Source organism: Alteromonas sp. AWM4_230, assembly GCF_056158305.1.
The window spans coordinates 3,793,750-3,815,571 of sequence record NZ_JBSWTB010000001.1 but is presented as its reverse complement, the minus strand read 5'-3'; the positions used below and the strand labels follow the sequence as shown (position 1 = coordinate 3,815,571).

The 21,822-nt window shown below is 44.6% G+C and carries 17 protein-coding genes and 3 tRNA genes; 16 read left to right on the top strand and 4 right to left on the bottom strand.

Features of this window, described 5'->3' with window-relative positions; all coding sequences use genetic code 11:
* Window positions 1–2: 2 nt before the first annotated feature.
* The 4 genes from ACXACS_RS16475 to ACXACS_RS16460 all read left to right on the top strand — a co-directional run bounded on the left by ACXACS_RS16475 (window position 3) and on the right by ACXACS_RS16460 (window position 3,508).
* Window positions 3–593 carry a DUF938 domain-containing protein gene (locus ACXACS_RS16475; protein WP_474808172.1) on the top strand — a complete coding sequence of 197 codons (591 nt, stop codon included), beginning with the start codon at window positions 3–5 and terminating at the stop codon, window positions 591–593.
* Between the two features lie 300 nt (window positions 594–893).
* The gene (ppnP, locus tag ACXACS_RS16470; protein WP_474808170.1) at window positions 894–1,178 is read left to right on the top strand and encodes a pyrimidine/purine nucleoside phosphorylase; all 285 of its coding nucleotides are present in this window, start codon (window positions 894–896) and stop codon (window positions 1,176–1,178) included.
* 90 nt (window positions 1,179–1,268) lie between these two features.
* On the top strand, window positions 1,269–2,492 hold the full coding sequence (locus tag ACXACS_RS16465) for a YjgN family protein (protein ID WP_474808168.1): 1,224 nt from the start codon (window positions 1,269–1,271) through the stop codon (window positions 2,490–2,492).
* Window positions 2,493–2,497: 5 nt separating this feature from the next.
* Window positions 2,498–3,508, top strand: a complete 1,011-nt coding sequence (locus ACXACS_RS16460; protein ID WP_474808166.1) for a M48 family metallopeptidase — start codon at window positions 2,498–2,500, stop codon at window positions 3,506–3,508.
* Between the two features lies 1 nt (window position 3,509).
* Here ACXACS_RS16460 and ACXACS_RS16455 read toward each other — a convergent pair whose 3' ends face one another.
* Together ACXACS_RS16455 and ACXACS_RS16450 are read right to left on the bottom strand one after the other, a co-directional pair.
* Window positions 3,510–4,406, bottom strand: a complete 897-nt coding sequence (locus ACXACS_RS16455) for a LysR family transcriptional regulator (RefSeq protein WP_474808164.1) — start codon at window positions 4,404–4,406, stop codon at window positions 3,510–3,512.
* Between the two features lie 16 nt (window positions 4,407–4,422).
* Window positions 4,423–5,391, bottom strand: a complete 969-nt coding sequence (locus tag ACXACS_RS16450; RefSeq protein ID WP_474808162.1) for a hydrogen peroxide-inducible genes activator — start codon at window positions 5,389–5,391, stop codon at window positions 4,423–4,425.
* A 159-nt stretch (window positions 5,392–5,550) separates the two neighbouring features.
* Here ACXACS_RS16450 and ACXACS_RS16445 point away from each other — a divergent pair, with 159 nt between their 5' ends.
* The 4 genes from ACXACS_RS16445 (at window position 5,551) to betI (ending at window position 11,178) form a co-directional block, all read left to right on the top strand.
* Window positions 5,551–6,204: a carbonic anhydrase gene (locus tag ACXACS_RS16445; RefSeq protein WP_474808160.1), complete on the top strand. Its 654-nt coding sequence runs from the start codon at window positions 5,551–5,553 to the stop codon at window positions 6,202–6,204.
* An 11-nt stretch (window positions 6,205–6,215) separates the two neighbouring features.
* Window positions 6,216–7,850, top strand: coding sequence for a SulP family inorganic anion transporter (locus tag ACXACS_RS16440; RefSeq protein WP_474808159.1), 1,635 nt, complete (start codon window positions 6,216–6,218; stop codon window positions 7,848–7,850).
* A 256-nt stretch (window positions 7,851–8,106) separates the two neighbouring features.
* Window positions 8,107–10,530 carry a TonB-dependent receptor domain-containing protein gene (locus ACXACS_RS16435; protein WP_474808157.1) on the top strand — a complete coding sequence of 808 codons (2,424 nt, stop codon included), beginning with the start codon at window positions 8,107–8,109 and terminating at the stop codon, window positions 10,528–10,530.
* A gap of 72 nt (window positions 10,531–10,602) precedes the next feature.
* Window positions 10,603–11,178 carry a transcriptional regulator BetI gene (gene betI / locus ACXACS_RS16430; RefSeq protein WP_474808155.1) on the top strand — a complete coding sequence of 192 codons (576 nt, stop codon included), beginning with the start codon at window positions 10,603–10,605 and terminating at the stop codon, window positions 11,176–11,178.
* 240 nt (window positions 11,179–11,418) lie between these two features.
* On the opposite strand, the gene ACXACS_RS16425 is transcribed toward betI, so the two are convergent.
* A complete protein-coding gene (locus ACXACS_RS16425) occupies window positions 11,419–13,491 on the bottom strand; it encodes a M13 family metallopeptidase (protein ID WP_474809313.1) in 2,073 nt (690 codons plus the stop codon).
* Window positions 13,481–14,770 (bottom strand): GNAT family N-acetyltransferase, encoded by a 1,290-nt coding sequence (locus tag ACXACS_RS16420; protein WP_474808154.1) that lies wholly within the window; start codon window positions 14,768–14,770, stop codon window positions 13,481–13,483. Before ACXACS_RS16420 ends, ACXACS_RS16425 begins: the two co-directional genes overlap by 11 nt.
* A gap of 119 nt (window positions 14,771–14,889) precedes the next feature.
* Here ACXACS_RS16420 and ACXACS_RS16415 point away from each other — a divergent pair, with 119 nt between their 5' ends.
* From ACXACS_RS16415 to oadA, 8 genes are all read left to right on the top strand, one after another.
* The gene (locus ACXACS_RS16415; protein ID WP_474808152.1) at window positions 14,890–15,339 is read left to right on the top strand and encodes a regulatory protein RecX; all 450 of its coding nucleotides are present in this window, start codon (window positions 14,890–14,892) and stop codon (window positions 15,337–15,339) included.
* 300 nt (window positions 15,340–15,639) lie between these two features.
* Window positions 15,640–18,237: an alanine--tRNA ligase gene (alaS, locus tag ACXACS_RS16410; RefSeq protein ID WP_474808150.1), complete on the top strand. Its 2,598-nt coding sequence runs from the start codon at window positions 15,640–15,642 to the stop codon at window positions 18,235–18,237.
* 134 nt (window positions 18,238–18,371) lie between these two features.
* Window positions 18,372–18,563, top strand: coding sequence for a carbon storage regulator CsrA (csrA, locus tag ACXACS_RS16405; RefSeq protein WP_012517705.1), 192 nt, complete (start codon window positions 18,372–18,374; stop codon window positions 18,561–18,563).
* A gap of 554 nt (window positions 18,564–19,117) precedes the next feature.
* A tRNA-Ser gene (locus ACXACS_RS16400) sits at window positions 19,118–19,209 on the top strand.
* Between the two features lie 37 nt (window positions 19,210–19,246).
* Window positions 19,247–19,323, top strand: a tRNA-Arg gene (locus tag ACXACS_RS16395).
* Between the two features lie 53 nt (window positions 19,324–19,376).
* Window positions 19,377–19,453 (top strand) — tRNA-Arg (locus ACXACS_RS16390).
* A gap of 260 nt (window positions 19,454–19,713) precedes the next feature.
* Window positions 19,714–19,989, top strand: coding sequence for an OadG family protein (locus tag ACXACS_RS16385; protein WP_474808148.1), 276 nt, complete (start codon window positions 19,714–19,716; stop codon window positions 19,987–19,989).
* 18 nt (window positions 19,990–20,007) lie between these two features.
* The gene (gene oadA, locus ACXACS_RS16380) at window positions 20,008–21,822 is read left to right on the top strand and encodes a sodium-extruding oxaloacetate decarboxylase subunit alpha (protein WP_474808146.1); all 1,815 of its coding nucleotides are present in this window, start codon (window positions 20,008–20,010) and stop codon (window positions 21,820–21,822) included.

The window sequence follows — 21,822 nt, the reverse complement described above, 5'->3', positions numbered from 1 at the left end:
ATATGCAAATCGAAAAGCCTTTTAGTCAGGCCTGTGAAAACAACAAGCGCGCTATTTTGAGCGTGCTTGAACGTACATTTGCTAACTGCCGACAAGTTTTAGAGATAGGAAGCGGTACGGGGCAACACGCCGTATTTTTGGCTGAACACTTGCCCCATCTTATTTGGCACACAAGCGATCAACCTCACTACCACGAGGGTATTGCCGCTTGGCTGAGTGATGCAAATGTGGGTAATGTGAAGCCCCCTGTTGCATTCATTGTGGGACAAGATGAATTTCCCAACCTCGACGTAGACGGCGTTTTTACGGCAAACACCGCACATATCATGCAGAAAGAAGAGGCAAAGCTACTAATGGAATCAGTAGCGTTGCACTTACCTAAAGGGGGCATATTTTGTCAGTATGGCCCTTTTACACACAGCGGTAAATTTACCTCTGAAAGTAACCAAGCCTTCCACGCTTCGCTCTTAGCGCGCGGCTATGGTGGTTACCGCGATATCAATGAGCTTACCGCTTGGGCAGGCGAGTTAAGCTTGCAAGATATTATCGATATGCCCGCCAACAACCATATGCTTATTTGGGAAAAGCGCTAAAGAAGTATCAATTGCATCAATCAAAGGAGTAGCTATGAGCTTTAAATCAATACCAGTCCGCATAGCTAATTACCCACTCAGCGAGAGTTAAAATGTTCGTAATCGCGGCGTGTTACCGCAGGTATAGTGGTTCTACATCAAGGTGACACAACAAAGAGTACGGACATTTTAAACTCGCCCTTCGGGAAGGTCTGGCAAGCTTCCTAGCTTCATTCTGGGAATTTGAAAGGGAACAGCCATTCCTGCATTCCCACGCTTCGCTAGGAAACTTGCCAGCGCCTTCTGAGTGGGTGATTATCTATGCGGATTGGTATACCCCATTATTTCGCCAACAAAGTGAGCTCGATCGCGTTTGAATCTGCAAACGGCCCTTGTACGTCAGGGGTAATGTCACCAGGTGAATACACATTTTCTACCTCTCAAAAAGAGCTGATGAAAGTGGTTGAAGGCGAGCTAGTGGTGAAGCTACCGGGAAGTGACGAATGGCAATCTTTCGCAACGGGTACCAGTTTTAATGTGCCTGCCGATGCATCTTTTGACGTAAAAGTGTCTACGCCTACCGCTTATCTTTGCTTTTACAGTTAGACGTTAATGATTAACTAGCTACGCGATCTTGCCATCTACTTCATTATTGCGTAGCTTTATAAAAAAACAAATCAAGGATGAAACGTTGCCATGACGGATGACAATGCATATACCCCCATGCCCGACTACGAAAGTTATAGTCTAGAAGAACTTGCCCAAGCGTTAAACTCCATAGACGCTGCTGAGTATCCAGAACGCGCTGCCAAGATTTCGGCCTTAATCGCTGAAAGAAAAAGTAAGTTGCACGCATCACACGAAGCAATCAGTAAAGCGAATGATAAAATAATCCGTACCGAGCAGATTAAGTTTCATGGTAAAGCGGGTGAGTTTTTTTCTATATGGATAGTTAATTTACTTCTAAGTATTGTTACCTTAGGTATTTATTCTGCATGGGCGACGGTGCGTACCAAACGCTATTTCTATAGCAATACAGAGCTTGATGGTCATCGCTTTTCTTACCTTGCTGAACCGCTACAAATTTTAAAGGGGCGGATAATTGCCGTAATTTTATTCGGTGGTTATTTTTTTCTAACTACGATAAACCCCGCTGCTGCGCTTATTTTCGCACTTATTCTCATGGCGTTAACGCCTGCTTTAATTATTATGAGTATGCGTTTTAGGCTTCGTATGACGGCATATAGAAACGTTAGATTTTCTTTTAAAGGCCGGTGGGGAGAAGCCTTTGCGTTATTTGTACTCTTGCCTATTGCAAGCATATTTACCCTGTACTTGCTTATGCCTTGGGTATTAAAGAAGATTGATGCGTTTTTAGTAAACGAATCATGTTTTGGCAATAAGTCCTTTTCCACCACGCTGGATACGGGCAAATACTATCGAACATCAGTTGGTGTGCTGTTTATCTCTCTTTGTTTAATGCTAATTTCGTCTTTTGTTTTAGGAATTGGCGCTGTGGCAATGTCTAACGGTGAACCGTCGTCTGTTTCAGCTTTAGCACCAATACTGTTAGTTTTGTTTTACTTAGTAACTTACGCTGTAGTATCAGGTTACTACAATGCTCGAATTAGGAATCACATTTTCCAAAACACACAACTTGAAAACGTTGCTCAGTTTAATTCGTCGCTGGCAGCAGGTGCACTCATCAAACTGCGCTTAGTCAATGCGCTAGCGATTGTTCTAACTTTAGGAATGGCGCTTCCTTGGGCAAAAGTGAGAAGTGCAAAATTATTCGCCGACGCCACTGAAGTAAAAGTGCTTGAAGGTTTTGAGCAGGTACTTGTTGGTAGTTCTGGTTCTGCTGGTGCGGTGGCAGAGGAAGCTGCGACTTTATTTGATGTAGACGTTGCTTTAGGTTAAATGCCGTGTCGGTATCACATTACTATTACGCAAGCGGTGTTAGTTCAGATATTGTGACCTGTAATATTGAGGGCGACGAGCTGGTTATTTTCTTTGACCAAAATGGCACTTCTAAACGGGTACACAGGTCAGAGATAACAACTCGCACAAAACTTGCGGGGTTACCACGAGAAGTGTCTTTGGATGGCGGTGATTTACTTATGTGGTCGTCTAGCCCAGAGGAAGATGCCTGGCTTGATAAAAATCAATTGGTAGGGGTGAGTAAATTAGAGTCGAAAAAGTCGTATTTAATGGCAAGTATAATACTTGTGCCTTTACTTCTTTATGGGCTATTCACCCAAGCACTTCCTCGAATTGCCGTGTCGTTTTCTCAATATGTTCCCTACAGCATAAAAGAAATCGGTTCTCAACATACCTTGGCCGCGCTCGATAGCACTTTGCTTAAGCCATCCGAACTTAGTACCGAATCAAAGGAATTGCACGCTAACAGTTTTTATTCACTATTAGCTCAAATAGATACGGAAAATAAAAATTACCGCGTGCACTTTCGCCACTCTAACGTACTAGGTCCCAATGCTTTTGCCTTACCTGATGGCACTATTGTGTTTACCGACCAACTCATCGCTTTGGTTGAGGAAAATCAAGACGTATTAAATGCTATTTTTCTGCATGAAGTAGGGCATGTAGAAAACAATCATTCCATGCAGCTTATTGCAGAATCACTATTCGCAACCCTTGCGATAAGTTATGTTTTTGGCGACTTGAGTGGCGTTTTAGATGGTGTTCTAGGCGTAGGAACAAGTGTAGTTCAAAATCAATTTAGCAAAGCTCATGAATGGGAAGCGGACAACTACGCTATTGGTCAATTAAAAGCATTGGGTAAAGATCCCGCTGACTTCGCGGCTGCTATGGAAGCATTCCAAACGTTAGCCACAGAGCAGTCAGACGTTGATAGCTGGTTTAGTTCCCATCCACTTGTACAAGACCGTATTGATAATGCACGAATGGCAAAATAACCTATGAGGTGCTAAGCGAAAGTGTTTGAGACATCGTGATAAAGTCATCTACAAACCCCAGCGCGTCAGTAGCGTTGCGATGGCCTAAATATAGAGTTTTAGTCACGCCCGCTTCACCCATAGATTTTGTGCATAGCAATTCACTTTCCTTTGCCTCCTCAACAAGCCACTTTGGTAAAGCGGTAATACCGCGACCAGCAGCTACCATTTGCAAAATAATTTCGGTGGTTTCAATGGTTTTGTGCTGTTTTGCCGTGCAGTTGGCGGGAGTAAGAAAGTGCGTGAATATGTCTAGGCGACTATGCTCCACCGGATAAGTTATAAGGGTTTCATTACTTAAGTCTTTTGGCGTTACAAATGACTTTTCTGCTAAGTTATGATGTTTATCCATAACCAGTACTTGCTCGTATTCAAATACGGGGGTGTAGGTAATAGTGTCTAGATGCAGTGGGTCTGGCGTAAGTAAAATGTCTATATCGTACCCGTGTAGTGCTTGTAATCCGCCAAACGAAAATGCACGGCGTACATCAACATCAACATCGGGGAAGGCCTTTAAAAACGGCGCGACAACTTTTAACAGCCATTCGAAGCATGGGTAGCATTCCATCCCAATACGCAATATGCCTTGTTTTCCGTCGGCAAACTTTTGAAGCTGGGCTTCGGTGTGTTCAAACTGTGGTAAGACCCTGTGGGCAAGACCTAAAACACTTTGACCGGCTTGGGTGAGCGTTAGCCTTCTGCCTTCTTTTTTCCAAAGCGGCACGTCAAAATGCGCTTCTAATTTCTTCATCGCGTGACTTAACGCTGATTGGGTAAGAAAAAGCGATTTTGCTGCTTCCGTCATGGTACCTTCAGCGTCAATCGCTCGTACTATTTTTAAATGGTGTCTATCAATCATAGTGGCTATATTTAGATTAACGTTTCTGAGGTGAACTAGACGCGGAGCTAACAATAGTGACTGCGTCAGAAAGACGAGATTCGATGATCTCCTTTATGATAATAGAGATCTCTCTAAAGGTTTTCCTGCCTGGCGCCGTGTTTCTCCATGCCAAAGAGTGCTGACGCTCTATGGGCATATCTGCGATTTCACACACATGCAGTGCTTCAGGTTTGTGTAGCTCTGAATGTATGTAAAGACCAGGCAAAAAAGCCACACCCATCCCCATTACTACCATTTGGCGCAAAGTATCTAGGCTGGTTCCTTCGTAATCACGCTGTAAATCGGCACCAATTTCATCGCAAATACGCTGTACTTGATGGTGAAAATGATGACGGTCTTCTAGCGTTAGTACTTTTTCACCACTTAATTCTTCTGGTTTAACATAGGCCTCACCCGCTAATTTATGATCGGATGGTGTGACAAATTTCAACGGCTCTTTGAAAAGTGGCTGGGTTATCAACTGTGAGTTCTCACCCGAAAGTGGCGATAAAATTAAGTCATACTCGCCCCGCAAAAGACCATGCTGTAGGGCATTAGGCGCGCCTTCACGTACGTAAAAACGCAAGCCAGGTTTACGTTTGTGTAAATCGGGCAAAACGAAAGGGAGCAAATAAGGGCCAAGTGTTGGGGGAATACCCAATCGGAATGTCACCGTTTCCCCCTGAGACAAGTCACGAGCAATTTCGCCGAACCTCTGAGAGGCCTGTAATACTTCTTCAGCCGCATCTAGCAGCGCTTTACCTTGTGGTGATAAAAGCGTGCCGGTGCGTGAGCGCTCAAATAAAGTTAAGCCTAAAAGGTTTTCCAGTGCACTAATTTGACTGGTCAGAGTAGGCTGACTAATTCCTAGTATTCCCGCAGCCTGTCTGAAGCTCAAGTACTTAGCCACAGCTACAAAATAGCGGATTTGGTTTATTGACGGGGTCTTTCCGTTAAATTGCATGGTGAAAATAGCCTTCTCTTACTAGACTTATAATTGATGATGTTTTGGTTGTGATAGTATTTAGCTATCGCGAGTTAGTATATTAAACTATTAATCTATCAGGTGAAACTGGCGTAATTACATAATCATTACAATTATTAAAAAAATTGGGAGTTATATATGGATCACGTTATCTCTGGTGTGGCTAAATTTCAGAAAGAAGTTTATCCGAACAAAAAGGCTACGTTTCAAAAGTTAGCAAACGGCCAAAACCCAGAAGTGCTTTTCATTACGTGTTCAGACTCACGTATCGACCCTAACCTCGTAACACAAACTGACCCAGGCGAACTTTTCATTTGCCGTAACGCAGGCAATATCGTTCCTCCTCACAGTAATCAAACCGGTGGCATGACAGCATCTATCGAATTTGCAGTTGCTGCACTGGGCGTTTCTCACATTGTTATTTGTGGTCACACCGACTGTGGTGCGATGAAAGGTGCGATTAACCCAGAAGGTTTGAGCTCATTGCCACACGTTAAAGAGTGGCTAGGCCATTGTCGTGTGGCAACCGACGTAGTTAAAGAACGCTGCGGTCATTCAGATTTGTCGCTAGAAGATTTAGAAGCGGTAACAAAAGAAAATGTTGTTCAACAAATTCAGCATCTTCGTACTCACCCGTCTGTTGCTGCGAAAATCGCTACAGGCCAGGTTAAGCTACACGGATGGGTTTACAACATCGGCGAAGGTGATGTGCTTTGCTACAACGCTGAAAGCGGTGAGTTTGAAGCCATGGACCAGAGCGCTGCTGAAGCACAGCTTTCGCGCGGTGAATAAGGTCAAACACTATGGTTAAAATTAATCTCTCTAATTTACGAGGCGATTTTACCGGCGGTTTAACAGCCGGTATCGTTGCTTTGCCACTGGCGCTTGCGCTGGGTGTAGCGTCAGGTCTTGGCCCAATGGCTGGTCTTTACGGTGCTATCGCCGTTGGCTTTTTTGCTGCACTGTTTGGTGGAACGCCTGCGCAAATTTCAGGTCCTACAGGGCCAATGGTGGTGGTACTTGCAGGTCTATTTGCAAGCCTTTCTGGCGATGCCAGTCTTATATTCACAGCGGTGATATTGGCAGGTATTTTCCAAATTGTTTTTGGTGTACTTGGCGTAGGCCAGTACATTCGATTAGTGCCATACCCAGTAATTTCGGGCTTTATGTCGGGCATCGGTGCCATCATTATTATCCTTCAATTAGGAAGACTATTGGGTCATGAGCCTCCGGGCGGTACCATTGGCGCACTGTCTTACCTACCTACAGCCCTTGCTGATATTGACTTTGCTACCCTTGCATTAGGTTTAGGTACATTAGTCATTGCCTACAAATGGCCACCTCAATTAGGCAAGTATGTGCCAGGTGCACTTGCTGCGTTAATCATAGGCACGCTAGTAAGTTTGGCGCTTTCAGTACCAATTCTTGGCGATATTCCTACAGGTTTACCAAGTCTTCACCTACCAGTTTTTGACCAAAGTAAGGCACTGCTAATTCTTGAAGCAGCGTTCATTCTTGCTGTACTGGGCGCTATCGATAGTCTATTAACGTCACTTGTTGCTGATAACATGACACGTACTCGTCACGACAGTAATAAAGAGTTAATCGGTCAAGGTATTGGTAACACCTTTGCTGGTCTTATTGGCGGTATCGCGGGCGCGGGCGCGACCATGCGTACGGTTGTTAACATCCGCAGCGGTGGTAAATACAACATTTCAGGTATGGTTCACGCGCTTGTATTGCTTGCAATCGTATTAGGACTTAGCCCGTTAGCAGCGCAAATTCCTCACGCAGTACTTGCTGGTATTCTGGTTAAAGTTGGTTTAGATATCATCGACTGGAGCTACCTGAAACGTGCACACAAAGGACCGCGCTGGGACTTCGGCCTAATGATTATGGTGCTTGCACTAACGGTGTTTGTAGACTTGATTACAGCGGTTGGTGTGGGCGTTGTATTTGCTGCACTTGCATACGTTAAGCAAATTGCGCAGCTTCAAATTGAAGAACTTAAAAAGATCCCTGAGTCGCTAAACGACCCTAAAGAGAATGAGCTTTTAGAGTCACTTAAAGACAAAGTTTCAATCTTTAGCTTTGGTGGACCACTAAGCTTTGGTGCTGCCGCCGATTTAGGTCACCACGTTCGTGAGCGCGTGAAGCCGGGTTCTAAAGTCACCATACTAGACTTCTCGCGTGTTCCACTTATGGATGTATCGGCAGCAATGGCAGTTGATACGGTAACATCAGACGCACTTGCAGCTGGACGACAGCTTGTAATTTGCGGAGCTAATGCTGAAGTTAACAAAGTGCTTGAGGGCGTAAATGAAGCCCATCCAGGTATACCTAACTTCGAGACTCTTCACGACGCTTTGCTTTATGCAAAAAAGCAAGTAGCCGGGACTGAAAGCAACACGAGTTTTCAAGCCGCAACGCAATCGTAATAAGAGTTTGACGTAAACAAAACCTTTCCCTTTTTTAGCCCTCCTCTGGAGGGCTTTTTTATGCCCATAGCTTAATTTTTCCTGTAGCACGGCGATTTATTAAGGAAAGTTTACAACTTCCAAGTCGAATTGAGCACAGCCTTCCAGGAAGAATATTGCAATTTAATTAATTGATTGTTCAATTAAATTTAACCTAGGTGTAACAATACCCACCTAAAGTAGTGTGCAAACAATACACAACTACTTTGGGAAACACATGAAATCACACAATAAATTATCTATAGCAATACTTGCTGCCCTTTCATCTATGGCTGCATCGTCACAAGTTTTGGCGGAAGAGGCGGAACGTGCAGAAGAAGAGCGCATAGAAGAGATTACGGTTGTCGGTCGTAGCGTTTCTTACGCGAATAACGCAACCAGCGACGACATGTTTAAACAGCAGGCAAATCTTAGCAGTGTTTTAGCCGCGGTGGACAATTTACCCGGCGTACTCATTAACGAAGGCGATACCTTTGGCGCTGATGATTGGTCAACCTCTATCGTTATTCGTGGGTTTCAGGTCAACCTAAACGAACAGCAAATAGGTATGACGGTAGATGGCATTGCCAACGGTAACTCAAATTACGGCGGTGGCGCTAAAGCAAATCGCTATATCGATACTGAAAACGTAAATGGTGTAGAAGTGTCACAGGGTACTGCAGACATCGCTTCTCGTTCTCATGAAGCATTAGGCGGCACACTAAACTTCACCACCATAGACCCGTCGATGGAGCAGGGTTTAGTCGCTAGCGTTACCGCTGGTGAGTTTGATGCGTCAAAATACTATGTTCGTTATGAAACGGGTGAAATATTTAAAGACACTTACGCTTGGATTAGCCTTTCAAGTCAAGAAAGCTCTGACTTTATGCAGCAGGCGGCGGAAAATACCCGTGACCATTTAGCTATGAAGTTTATCTCTACCGTTAGCGATGTATCACTTACTGGTTATCTATCTTACGACGATACCCACGAAGACAACTACCAGCGCATTTATGGTTTAGCGCAGTATGAGCAAAACCCAGACTGGGATCAGTTAACTGACGAGTGGACAGGCGTGCCTTATCAAGATCAGGCATATCGCCGCGGTTGGTCTACGCTACGCGAAAATTTATTCGCCTATTTACAGGCAGAATTTACGATTGGTCAGGTCGATTTTATGACCAACGTGTATTATCACGACAATGAAGGGCGTGGTGAGTGGGTGCCTCCATATATCGTTGATGTTACTGATGACGGCGCAGAAGGCCATTCAGAGCTAGTTGTTGGCAACACGGTATTTGGCGGGCAAGAACTCGGACAAATTTACTTTGTGGATAGACAAGGTAATCAGCTAAGTCCTATTGAAGGTTGTCAAAGTTCACTAACCTTTCCTTACGGTGGTGCGGGTGCACAGTACGATCCTGGCTGTCACGAACAAGGGGCTATCCCAGTGGGCTCTTATCGTCACACCCACTATAACAAACAGCGTATAGGCCTTAACGCTGATGCCGTTTGGTACACAAAGATTGGTGATTTTGATAATACGGTTCGATTTGGTATTTGGTGGGAAGATTACGATCGTGATGAGTCACGTGACTGGCACAAAATTACCAACTCATCTATCAGTGTAGATTATGACAACGTACCTTATTGGGTGCAGTACGACAGAACATTCCCGGTTGATACATTAATGTACTATGTGGAAGACGAGTTAGACCTAGGTTTTGCGCGCATCCGCGCGGGTGCTAAGAAGTTTAACGTCGATATTGAAAAAACGGACAACTTTGATTCAGCTAACAATTTATCGGTGAATACTGATTCAGATACGCTGTTTTCAGCCGGTATTGTCGCACCATTGCCATTTGAAGGATTAGAAGTCTTTGCTGGTTACGGTGAAAACTTTGCGGCAATTAAAGACGCGCAGCTAGAGCGCAACGATACCGACCTTCGTTTTATAAAGCCAGAAACCGCTGACAACATCGACGTGGGTTTCCGCTATGCATCACCAGGCTTCAATGCCAGTGTGACCTACTACAATATTGAGTTTAACGACCGTATCCAATTTACCAGTAACGAAACTTCAGAGGGAATAGACTTTCTTGAAGCGGCCGCTGGTGGTTACAAAAACGTGGGTGGTATAGAGTCTAGCGGTTTTGAAATTTCAGCAGACGTTATGCTAACCGATGAGTTCTCATTGTTTACCTCTATCACTCTAAGCGATTCTGAATACGTTGCTACGGTAGGAAGTTCAGGCACGGAATACGATACGCTTGACGATGCGCTGGCAGCCATTGCTGACCCTGAAAACCCAGAAGTGTCACTGGTAGCTATTGAAGGTAATACGGTTATCGGTACGCCTGACACTATGGCTGTAATTAGCCTTGATTGGGCACGCGATAACTACTTTGCTGGTTTGTCTACAAAGTACGTTGATAGTCGCTACTTGGATATTGATAATGCCGCACAAGTAGATGACTACATAGTTAGCGACTTCTATATTGGCGGTTTTATCGAAAACATTGGCCCAGGTGTTGAAGAGTTGGAAGTGCGTTTAACAGTAAACAATCTGTTTGATGAAGACTATGCGTCTACTATCGCCCCAGGTGCATTTTGGATTGGCGCACCTCGCGCTGTTGCAGTCAACGCACGCTTAACCTTTTAATCGTGATATCATACCTGCGACAGCATAGCGCTGTTGCAGGTTATTTTTAGATTTAAGGTTTGGAGTTGTAGCATGCCCAAGGTGGGAATGGAGCCAGTTCGTAAGAAGCAATTAATTGAAGCAACGCTAGAAGTGATGGCAGAAGTGGGCTATCACGGAACAACGATTAGCTTAATTAGTAAAAGAGCTGGGCTTTCTTCAGGGATAATCAGTCACTATTTCGGTGATAAGCAAGGGTTAATTGAAGCAACCATGCGTCACCTTCTTGATGCGCTTAAAATCTCGCAGCGCATTAATGATCCGCTAGAGCGTATTGACTTCATCATTGAGAACAACTTTTCGCAAACGCAAGGGGCAAGTTCAGCCACCAATACTTGGTTTAACTTTTGGGCGCTATCGCTACACAATGAAGGCCTGCACCGTTTGCAAACTATTAACCATAAACGCTTAGAACGTAACTTAGCGTTTAGCTACCGCATGTTACTTCAACCGGAACAGGTTAAAAATGCTGCTGCGTCCACCGCCGCACTCATTGATGGGTATTGGCTGCGCTATTCTATGGGAAGCGTAGGAAACGGGGATTTTTCGGAAGCTGTGGTGCGCTGTAAGCAGTACGTTCGCGATTTAGTGGCTCAATACGGAAAATAAACACGTATAGAGAAGATAAAAAGTAACCGCAAGATAAATAAGCACTTGCTGTTACTTTAGAAAAACCACTGAGCGAATACTGAGTAGAAAATCTAAAAAAGGGCGGTTCGAGATAAATCGAACCGCCCTTTTTAATTAACTACACTTTCTAAATGAGCTTTAGCGTAGCTGGCGCCAGATACAAGTCGCTATCCGGCGCGAGAATCTAGCATGAGCTCACTAAGTGATTAACTCAACGAATTACCAAATTCTTACACGCTCTTCTGGCGCAAGATAAAGTGCATCACCTGGCTTCACATCAAATGCCTTATACCAAGCATCATGATTTCTTGGTGCTTGTGCACGATAACGACCTGGCGCGTGTGTACCTGCGCGAAGTTGATTCAGCATGCTTTCTTCAGTACGTTTTTCTTTCCACACTTGTGCCCATGCAAGGAAGAAACGCTGGTCGCCTGTTAGGCCGTCAATTACCGGCGCCTCTTTGCCGTTAAGGCTAAGCTTGTAGGCGTGGTAGGCCATTGCTAGACCGCCTACATCGCCAATGTTCTCACCCAAGCTGTTGCGACCGTTTACGAAGTTACCTTCGATAGGCTCGTACTGGCTGTATTGCTCGGCTAGCATGTCTGCTTTTTCTTCAAATGCTGCACGGTCGGCATCTGTCCACCAGTTGCGCTGAATACCGTTTGCATCAGATTTTGAACCTTGGTCGTCAAAACCGTGGCCCATCTCATGTCCAATTACCGCACCAATAGCACCGTAGTTAACAGCTGCATCGGCATTAGGATCGAAGAATGGCGGTTGTAAAATAGCCGCTGGGAATACAATTTCATTGAACGAACTATTGTAGTAGGCGTTAACGCGCTGCGGTGTCATACCCCAGCGGTTGCGGTCAGTTTTTTCTAGCTCGCGCTCTACCGACTGGTCTTGGAAGAAAGTACGCAGGTTGCGCACGTTGCCCACTAAGTCTTTGTCGCTAATGGTTACGCCATCGAAAGACTGCCATTCATCTGGGTAGCCAATTTTAGGGTTAAACGCCATTAGCTTTTCTTTGGCGTTAACTTTGGTTTCTTCGCTCATCCAGTCTAGGTTTTCAATACGCTCACCTAGCGCGGTACGCAAGTTCTCAACCAATTCCGCCATTTGCTCTTTTGAACTTTCTGGGAAGTATTCGTTAACGTAAATCTTACCAATAGCAAAACCTAGAGATTCAGTGCCAGACATTTGGCTTACCGCACGTTTCCAGCGAGGGCGAGGCTCTTGCTGGCCGCTAAGTGTACGACCGAAGAAGTCAAAATTAGCTAAGTAAATATCTTCTGAAAGGAAGCCAGCGTTATTTGAAATAGTGTGATACTTCAAATAGGATTTCCAGTCAGCTAAGTCAGCCTCGTTAATAATTTTGATAACGTCTTTTACAGGCTCTGGCTGTGAAATATTCAGCTCAGGCACTTTGTAGCCGGTTTGAGCAAAATACGTGTCCCAATCAAAACCTGGGTATGCGTCAGACAATTTACTACGCTCAATTTGGTTAAGCGTTAGGTCGCGGTCACGGCGTTTTTCGCGAGGCCACTGAATGTCTGCAATTTGTGTTTCAAGAGCAAGAATGTTCGCTGCTTTTTCTGCTGCGTTTTCTTCGCCTGCAAAATTAAGCATTTCCTCAATATGTGCTACATAAGCTTCGCGGATCTTAACAAAGCGTTCGCTATCGCTTAAGTAATAGTCACGATCAGGAAGGCCTAAACCACCTACACCAACGCTTAGCTGGTATTCGTTCGGATCAAGGCGGTTGTACCACATGCCACCATAAATAGGAGTACTTGAACCCACCAGCCAGCTATTACCAAACGCTTTGGTTAGGTCAGTTCTATTTTCGATGCTTTCTATCGAAGTTAGTACGTCCTGAATTGGCTCAATACCTTTTTCATTAATGGTATCGGTGTCCATATAGGCAACAAAGAAGTCATGAACAAGCTGCTCTTCTTCATTTAGAGACGTTTTCTCCATAAGCCCATCGATGATGTTTTTAACCTGCTCTTCACTGCGTTCCGCTAGACCAGTAAACGCGCCATAGCGGGTTTTATCTGCAGGAAGTTCATAGTTGTCGTACCATGTTCCGCTGGCGTACATAAAGAAGTCGTCACCAGGTTTTACTGCTTCGTTGCGCGCGCTTAAATCAACGCCGAAAGAACCTAGCTCTGCTTCACCTTTCGCCTCAACAGTGCTTTCCTGAGTTTGTTCTTTTGCTTGCTCAGGCTGACCGCAGCCTGCAAGGCCTAAAGATGCCGCAATCGCTACGGCTAAAAGTTTATGTTTCATCATTTTTCTCGTTGTGATTATAAGTGTCTTCGTTAGGTGCAGTGACACTCGTTGTTTTTAAAGTAGGCACAAATTCCTTGTTAAACGGTAAAGCATTCCGTGCCTGATTAAAATAGCTTGCGATATGCGGCGTTTCGCGCTGTAAAAAGTCTGCTACAGCACTGTGGAACGATGCATGTCTTAATTTGTGGTGTGAACGGCAATAAATAGGCTCGAAACCTCGAAGTATTTTATGTTCACCCTGGGTTCCGGGGTTGAATAACTCTAGCTTTTTCGAAATCGCAAATTCGATGCCTTCAAAATAACAGCAGGCAAAGTGTAACCCGTCTATTTCTTTAAGTGCTCCCCAGTATCTGCCATACAGCCCTGTTTCATCATAGAAAAATAGGGCGCTGGCTACCGCAACTTCATTTTCTATTGCAGTCACGATAAGCATGTTGTCACTCATGGTGTCGACAAGTTGCTCAAAGAACGCATCATTTAAATATCCCACGTGACCGCTGCGTTTTAAATAGGTTGCTTTGTAACACTTTGTGAAAAACTGCAGAGTTTCTGGGCTAATTTCACTTCCCGTATGGTGGGTAAATCGAACGCCTCGGTCACTGAGTTTACGGCGACTTTTTTTTATGTCTTTCCTTTTGCGGGAGGTCAGTGCGTTAAGAAAATCGTCGAAGTCACCATACCCGTAGTTATGCCACTGAAACTGAACGGCGTAACGGGTTAAATATCGCCTTGCAGCATGGATTAAATCCGAAGCTTGCGTTTCGCCGTTAACCGAAAGTTGTGCCGACGTTCTCTCATTGGGAAATAGGTAGTGAAAAGAAGAAAGCTCTTCCCCAAACGCTGATGCTACATACTCTGTCAAAGTATGCTCCAGTTTCTCCATAAGCGTGTGAGTTAGAGTAACGCTATCATCGCAAAGTATCCTTGGGCCTGTAACAGGGGTGAAAGGAATTGCTGATATCCATTTAGGATAATAGTCGAGCCCGTGCTGCGCATATGCGTTGGCCCATGCATGGTCAAATACATACTCGCCATAGCTATGCGTTTTCAAAAAGCCAGGAATAATGATGCTGACTTTTTCTTCCTGATCATGACTTAAAGCAAGATGACAAGGTTGCCAACCCGATTCATTTTTACACGAACCGCTGCTTTCCAATGCATGCAAAAACTCATAGGAAAGAAAAGGGCCCGCATTTTTTGCAAGTTGTTGCCAACGCTCTTTCGAAAGCTTTTCGATAGAATCTATTATTGTTATGCGATAGTCAGGTGCTGTCATGCAGTTAATATCATGTAGAGGTTTTGTGCGTAAAACGCTTAGATAGTCGCAATATACGAGTATTTAGCGCTAAAATAACGCGGTTTCTACGTTTAATACAGAAGAGTAAGTTCACAAAAATGTCAGAGTTCGATCGAAAAATCATTACCGACGCGATTACTCGCATGCTGGCACGACGAGAGCATAGCTTTAACGAGGTAGTGCGTAAGCTACAGCAAAAAGGAATAGCGAGTGAGGCTTTCATGCCTATTCTGGAGGAATTTAAAGACGCTGATATTCAAAGTGACGCTAGGTTTGCTGAAAGCCGAGCGCGCGCACTGTATCTAAAAGGAAAGGGGCCTCGTGCAATAAAACTAGACTTACAGCAATATGGTGTAGACGAGGGTACCGCTGAGCATGCAATGGCAGAGATTGATGCTGACTGGTTTGAAAGTGCGAAAAAAGTAAAAGAAAAAAAGTTTGGCGAGTTTTATGAAACAGAATTCGCCTTAAGGCAAAAGCAAAAACAATTTTTGCAATACCGTGGTTTTTACCAGGAACACATCGAATATGCGGTTAGTGCTAATTAAACTAAACGTTTCTTTTCGGCTAGTTTTGCCACGCTCCGCACCTTCATACTAATCAGCCAAACGAATATCCGCTATTTTTTACTAAATTAAGGTAAAATTTGGCGGTATCTCGTGCCCTTGCCACTTAACAAAATTGCGCTTTCCGTGGTATTGTTGCGCAAATTTGTGCGCATTTTTACTATTCAAAGAATGGTAATAAGGTGTGGCACATTGAGTAATGACGAAATGTCCCGATTATAAGTCTTATCAAACAGGCAATTCGCACGTTTCAAAAATAGAATAAAGGAAGTTAGGTTTTCAATGACATTATCAACTGCTGACTTACGTAACAAGTTTATCGATTATTTTAAAAGCCATGGCCATCAGGCAGTGGCAAGCTCGTCACTGGTGCCGGCAGATGATCCCACACTTCTTTTTACCAACGCGGGCATGAACCAGTTTAAAGACTGCTTCTTAGGTGCAGAAAAGCGTAGTTATACTCGAGCAGTCTCTTCGCAGCGCTGTGTGCGCGCCGGTGGTAAACACAACGACCTTGAAAACGTAGGTTATACCGCCCGTCACCATACTTTTTTCGAAATGATGGGTAACTTTAGTTTCGGCGATTATTTCAAAAAAGAAGCGATCGAATTTGCATGGAACTTTCTAACTAAAGAAGTCGGTTTACCAAAAGAAAAGTTACTCGTTACCGTTTACTCTGACGACGACGAAGCGTTCGACATTTGGGAAAACCACATCGGTGTGCCTAAAGAAAAAATCATCCGTATCAGCACATCAGATAACTTCTGGTCAATGGGTGATACTGGTCCTTGTGGTCCTTGCTCTGAGATCTTTTATGACCACGGTGCACACATCTGGGGTGGCCCTCCGGGAACGCCTGAAGAAGACGGCGACCGTTTCATTGAGATCTGGAACTTGGTATTTATGCAGTTTAATAAGCAAGCTGACGGTACCATGGAGCCGCTGCCAAAACCGTCTATCGATACGGGAATGGGCCTTGAGCGTATTTCAGCTATTTTGCAAAACGTGCACAGTAACTACGAGATTGACCTGTTCCAAAACTTGATCAAGTCAGCGGCATCAATTGTTGGTACTGACGACCTAGAAAACAAATCTTTGCGTGTTATTGCCGATCATATCCGTTCGTGCAGCTTCTTAATTTGTGATGGTGTAATGCCTACCAATGAAGGGCGAGGCTATGTGTTGCGCCGTATTATTCGTCGTGCGGTTCGACATGGCTACCAGCTAGGCGCAAACGATATCTTCTTCTATAAGCTGGTGGCATCACTGGCTAAAGAAATGGGCGAGGCGTATCCAGAACTTGTAGACCAGCTGCCTGTTATTGAAAAAGTACTGCGCGTTGAAGAAGAGCAGTTTAGCAAAACCCTAGCTCGTGGTATGGCTATTCTAAACGATACTCTGGAAACCCTGGAAGGCGATACAGTACCAGGTGATGTAGTGTTTAAGCTTTACGACACTTATGGTTTCCCTACAGATTTAACAAACGATGTGGCTCGTGAGCATGACCTTAAGATTGACGAAGAAGGTTTTGAGGCTGCTATGCAAGCACAGCGTGCTCGTGCACAGCAGGCAAGTAACTTTGGTGCAGACTACAACAGCAAACTTGCCATTGACCACACAACCTCATTCACAGGTTATACCGATGTAGAAGGGCAGGCTAATGTGGTTGAACTTATTGCCGACAATGCATTCGTAGAAAAGCTAGAAGACGGTCAGGAAGGCGTTGTGGTATTAGATAGCACACCGTTCTACGCTGAAAGCGGTGGTCAAGCAGGTGATAAAGGTGTACTTCGCGTGGCAAACGGTGAATTCATCGTTACCGACACCCAAAAAATGGGTAATGCGTTTGCACACAAAGGTATTGCTAAAGGTTCGGTATCTAAAGGTGATACGGCAACCGCAGCGATTGATGCAGCAAATCGTGAAGCCATTAAAAAGAACCACAGTGCTACCCATTTACTTCATGCAGCACTGCGTGAAATTTTAGGTGAGCACGTAACTCAGAAAGGTTCATTGGTTGAAGCGCCGCGCATGCGTTTTGACTTCTCGCATTTTGAGGCAGTAACGGCTGAGCAACTTGCTGAGATTGAAAGGCGAGTTAACCAAGAAATACGTGCAAACCACACGTTAGCAACTGAACTAATGGATTTGGATGAAGCCAAAGCATCAGGCGCAATGGCGCTATTTGGCGAAAAGTACGATGAAAAAGTTCGCGTTGTAACCATGGGCCCATTCTCAGTAGAGCTATGTGGCGGTACACACGTTACGCGCACAGGTGACATTGGGTTATTTAAAATTACCAGTGAGGCGGGTATTGCATCGGGCGTTCGTCGCATCGAAGCGGTTACAGGTGAGCAAGCCCTTGAAGTTGTGCAAGCACAACAGGCTACCTTGGCTTCGTTGTCTGGTTTACTAAAAACTGACAGCCAAAATGTACTCGATCGCGTAGTTTCTTTACAAAATCAGACTAAAGAACTAGAAAAAGCGCTCAATTCTGCGAAACAAAAACTGGCGAGTCAGCAAGGTGCTGATATGCTTAGTAATGCAGTAGAGATAAATGGCGTTAAAGTTCTTGTTGCGAATTTGGAAGGTGTTGAAGCGAAGTCATTGCGTTCAATGATGGATGACATTAAAAACCGAATTGGCGAAGGGATCGTAGTACTAGGTGTGGCCAACGATGCGAAAGTGAATCTTATTGCTGGTGTTACTAAAAACCTCACAGGTAAAGTAAAGGCAGGCGAGTTGGTTAACTTTGTTGCATCACAAGTGGGTGGCAAAGGAGGCGGACGTCCTGACATGGCACAGGCAGGTGGTGATCAGCCTGAAAACTTGAACCAGGCACTAGATTCGGTTAACGCTTGGTTACAAGATAAGCTATAATTATTTTTGTGTATAACAGTGAGTTTTTGAAGTGACACAGGAACAGGGAATCACTGTCGCTACCATCGGGTCGTGCCGTTGGGTTGGCAAATATTAATGGATGATGTTCAGTATTAAGGAACAGGAGCAAGCGAATGCTTATTTTGACTCGTCGAGTTGGTGAAACGCTTATGGTAGGTGACGATGTAACCGTTACCGTACTAGGCGTAAAAGGGAATCAGGTACGTATAGGTGTTAACGCACCAAAAGAAGTTTCTGTGCACCGTGAAGAAATATATATGCGCATTCAGGCAGAAAAAGGCGGTCAGCCAGGCTCTGCAGAATAATTGCATAATACGCTTCATAGGAAAAGGTCAGCTATTGCTGGCCTTTTTTGTTTTTCTAGCACTCCCCGCTAACAAAAACTTTGAAGCGATTGAAAAACATAAAATCATCAAGCAAGCGTTTTAGGCATAAAGGTAGCAACTTGGACAGTCCACTTTGCATGGCCTGCTTTTTAACCTATACCTTTTCTAGAAGCGATACAGAAAACCTGCTAAAGCTTTTTATCAGCGGCCTTAAAGCGCGTAAGTAGAACTCAAGCGAGCAATACACAGCAGTGCAGCTGAATTGAGGCGAGAAAATTTAAAAATTACTGACATTATTTTTGATAATTTGAGCACATTAACAAAGAAAAAGTGGTGACAAAGGTAAAGGGGCCTTGTAGTTTCAAATACAAATTGGTTAATAGTGACAAATGAAATCTGATTTAATTGTTTGTATTGCGAACAATTTACTGGTTTTTTGTTCGAATCGTTTAAAATGGCAGCGAGTGAACAATTTCTTTATAAAAAAGGTTTGACTCAGGCCAATGAATCCGTAAAATGCACCCCGCAGTCAAGGAGAGGTGGGTGAGTGGCTGAAACCAGTTCCCTGCTAAGGAACCATACGCATATACGCGTATCGAGGGTTCGAATCCCTCCCTCTCCGCCATTATTCGTTGGCAGTGACGGCCAACAACAAGTTTTGCGCGTGTGTAGCTCAGCTGGATAGAGTACCTGGCTACGAACCAGGCGGTCGGAGGTTCGAATCCTTCCACACGCGCCACTTATTTTAAAGCGTCACCTTTTGAGGTAATATTCAAAAGTAAACAAGTTAACGCGTGTGTAGCTCAGCTGGATAGAGTACCTGGCTACGAACCAGGCGGTCGGAGGTTCGAATCCTTCCACACGCGCCATATTGAAGAGCCCACCTTTTTAGGTGGGCTTTTTCATTTCTTAAATCTTTCAATTCTTCTTTTCTTTCTAAGCTACTTTCGCATAAAGCCCCAGCTTCATATAAATACAATGCATATGTTGCAAATTTATTAAGTAATAATGCATTAAGTTTCATATTGTGGGGGTTTATTCAATTTTAAGTGGTTTTTTATGCTGTTTTGTTGTGTTTTGAAAAACCTCGTGATACTTATTCAGGTACAAAATAACAACAGGATTGAATATGAATTCGGAATCCGTCGCTAGTTTGCTCATTGAAGCAGGCTCTCTTATGCTCATAGGAATGGTATTTGTCTTTTCATTCTTGGGACTGCTTATTGTCGGCATTCATTTGATTGCACGTTTTTGTGAAGCATTTCCAGGTGAAACATCAGAGCCTTTAGCTACTTCAGCTAAGTTGAGCCGAAACGATCAAGCGGTACAACCAGGAATAGACGGTAATGTCATCGCTGCTATTTCTGCTGCAATTCATACCCATCGCCAAAATTCTAAAAAATAATCCATATCAGGAGTTACCATGTCTAAGCCTCTGGCCCTTACCGAGCTGGTCCTGCGTGATGCCCATCAATCGCTTCTTGCTACGCGTATGCGTATTGAGGACATGCTTCCCATTGCTGAAAAGTTAGATAAGGCAGGCTTTTGGTCTGTTGAATCTTGGGGCGGTGCGACCTTTGACGCCTGTATCCGTTACTTGGGAGAAGACCCATGGGAGCGCATTCGTAAGTTAAAGGCAGCCATGCCCAATACTAAACAGCAAATGTTATTGCGTGGTCAAAACTTATTGGGTTATCGCCACTATGCTGACGATGTCGTTACTCGCTTTGTAGAGCGCGCTCACGAAAGCGGTGTAGACGTCTTCAGGATTTTTGATGCCATGAATGACATCAGAAATTTGAAAACTGCTATTAAAGCTACCATAGACAGCGGCGCTCACGCGCAAGGCACGATTTCTTATACAGTAAGCCCTGTGCATAATCTAGAGCTGTGGCTAGGTATGGCTAAACAACTTGAAGACCTCGGCGTGCATTCTATCTGTGTAAAAGACATGGCCGGGCTTTTAAAACCCTATGAGTGCGAAGCGTTAATTACAGGGTTAAAAGAAACCGTCGATGTGCCTATCGCCATGCAGTGCCACGCCACAACAGGGTTGAGCACGGCAACTTACCAAAAGGCCATTGATGCCGGTATTGATATGCTCGATACAGCTATTTCATCAATGAGCATGACCTACGGTCACAGCGCAACGGAAACTATGGTCTCAATCGTTGAAGGCACAGAACGCGACACGGGTATTGCGTTACCTGAACTGGAAGAAATTGCGAGTTATTTTAGAGAAGTCAGAAAGAAATACAGCAAATTTGAAGGAAGCCTTAAAGGTGTAGATGCACGTATTCTGCTGGCCCAAGTGCCAGGTGGCATGCTAACCAACATGGAAAGTCAGCTAAAAGAGCAGGGTGCTGAAGATAAGTTTGAAGAGGTGTTAAAAGAAATTCCTCGGGTACGTGAAGATCTTGGGTTTATCCCTCTTGTAACGCCCACCTCGCAAATTGTCGGTACGCAGTCGGTACTTAATGTGCTAACAGGCGAGCGCTATAAGAGTATCACTAAAGAAACTGCTGGTGTACTTAAAGGCGAGTATGGCGCTACTGCAGCGCCAGTAAACAAGGAACTGCAAGAGCGTGTGCTAGATGGTGCAGAGCCTGTAACAGGCAGGCCTGCTGATAACATTGCGCCTGAGCTTGATGCGCTGAGCAAAGAGCTAGATGAACTGGCCGAGAAAAAACAACTTTCGCTGTCAGATGATAAAATTGATGATGTGCTGACTTATGCTCTATTTCCCCAGATCGGCCTTAAGTTTATCGAAAATCGCGGCAATCCTGATGCGTTTGAACCTGCACCGGGCGCTCAAGAGGCTAGTGATACCCTTGCGCCAGAACCAGTTAGCACAGCGTCGAACGCGCAAAGTGCAACCTCGGCTGAATCATATGATGTAAACGTAGATGGCAAGGTGTATCGCGTAGAAGTGGCACCCTCAGGTACGCTAACAAGCGTTACGCCAGCCAATACATCTCAACCCCAGCCACAAACTGTTAGCACAGCTTCACCTCCCGCTGCGTCGTCGCAGTCAATTGATGCTCCACTAGCGGGTAACGTATTCAAAGTATTAGTACGAACTGGCGATAGTGTATCTGAAGGTGATGTAGTGATGATCCTCGAAGCCATGAAAATGGAAACAGAGATCCGTTCGGCGTATACCGGTACGGTCACTGACATTTCCGTGGGTGAAGGCGATGCTGTAACTAGCGGTCAACCGTTAATCTTATTGGGGTAA

Excerpts from the sequence above, each read along its gene's own strand:
- oadA (WP_474808146.1), top strand. The coding sequence starts at position 20,008 with ATGTCTAAGCCTCTGGCCCTTACCGAGCTGGTCCTGCGTGATGCCCAT.
- csrA (WP_012517705.1), top strand. The coding sequence starts at position 18,372 with ATGCTTATTTTGACTCGTCGAGTTGGTGAAACGCTTATGGTAGGTGAC.
- ACXACS_RS16440 (WP_474808159.1), top strand. The coding sequence starts at position 6,216 with ATGGTTAAAATTAATCTCTCTAATTTACGAGGCGATTTTACCGGCGGT.
- betI (WP_474808155.1), top strand. The coding sequence starts at position 10,603 with ATGCCCAAGGTGGGAATGGAGCCAGTTCGTAAGAAGCAATTAATTGAA.
- ppnP (WP_474808170.1), top strand. The coding sequence starts at position 894 with ATGCGGATTGGTATACCCCATTATTTCGCCAACAAAGTGAGCTCGATC.
- ACXACS_RS16415 (WP_474808152.1), top strand. The coding sequence starts at position 14,890 with ATGTCAGAGTTCGATCGAAAAATCATTACCGACGCGATTACTCGCATG.
- ACXACS_RS16455 (WP_474808164.1), bottom strand. The coding sequence starts at position 4,406 with ATGATTGATAGACACCATTTAAAAATAGTACGAGCGATTGACGCTGAA.
- ACXACS_RS16385 (WP_474808148.1), top strand. The coding sequence starts at position 19,714 with ATGAATTCGGAATCCGTCGCTAGTTTGCTCATTGAAGCAGGCTCTCTT.
- ACXACS_RS16445 (WP_474808160.1), top strand. The coding sequence starts at position 5,551 with ATGGATCACGTTATCTCTGGTGTGGCTAAATTTCAGAAAGAAGTTTAT.
- ACXACS_RS16420 (WP_474808154.1), bottom strand. The coding sequence starts at position 14,770 with ATGACAGCACCTGACTATCGCATAACAATAATAGATTCTATCGAAAAG.
- alaS (WP_474808150.1), top strand. The coding sequence starts at position 15,640 with ATGACATTATCAACTGCTGACTTACGTAACAAGTTTATCGATTATTTT.
- ACXACS_RS16450 (WP_474808162.1), bottom strand. The coding sequence starts at position 5,391 with ATGCAATTTAACGGAAAGACCCCGTCAATAAACCAAATCCGCTATTTT.
- ACXACS_RS16475 (WP_474808172.1), top strand. The coding sequence starts at position 3 with ATGCAAATCGAAAAGCCTTTTAGTCAGGCCTGTGAAAACAACAAGCGC.
- ACXACS_RS16425 (WP_474809313.1), bottom strand. The coding sequence starts at position 13,491 with ATGAAACATAAACTTTTAGCCGTAGCGATTGCGGCATCTTTAGGCCTT.
- ACXACS_RS16435 (WP_474808157.1), top strand. The coding sequence starts at position 8,107 with ATGAAATCACACAATAAATTATCTATAGCAATACTTGCTGCCCTTTCA.
- ACXACS_RS16465 (WP_474808168.1), top strand. The coding sequence starts at position 1,269 with ATGACGGATGACAATGCATATACCCCCATGCCCGACTACGAAAGTTAT.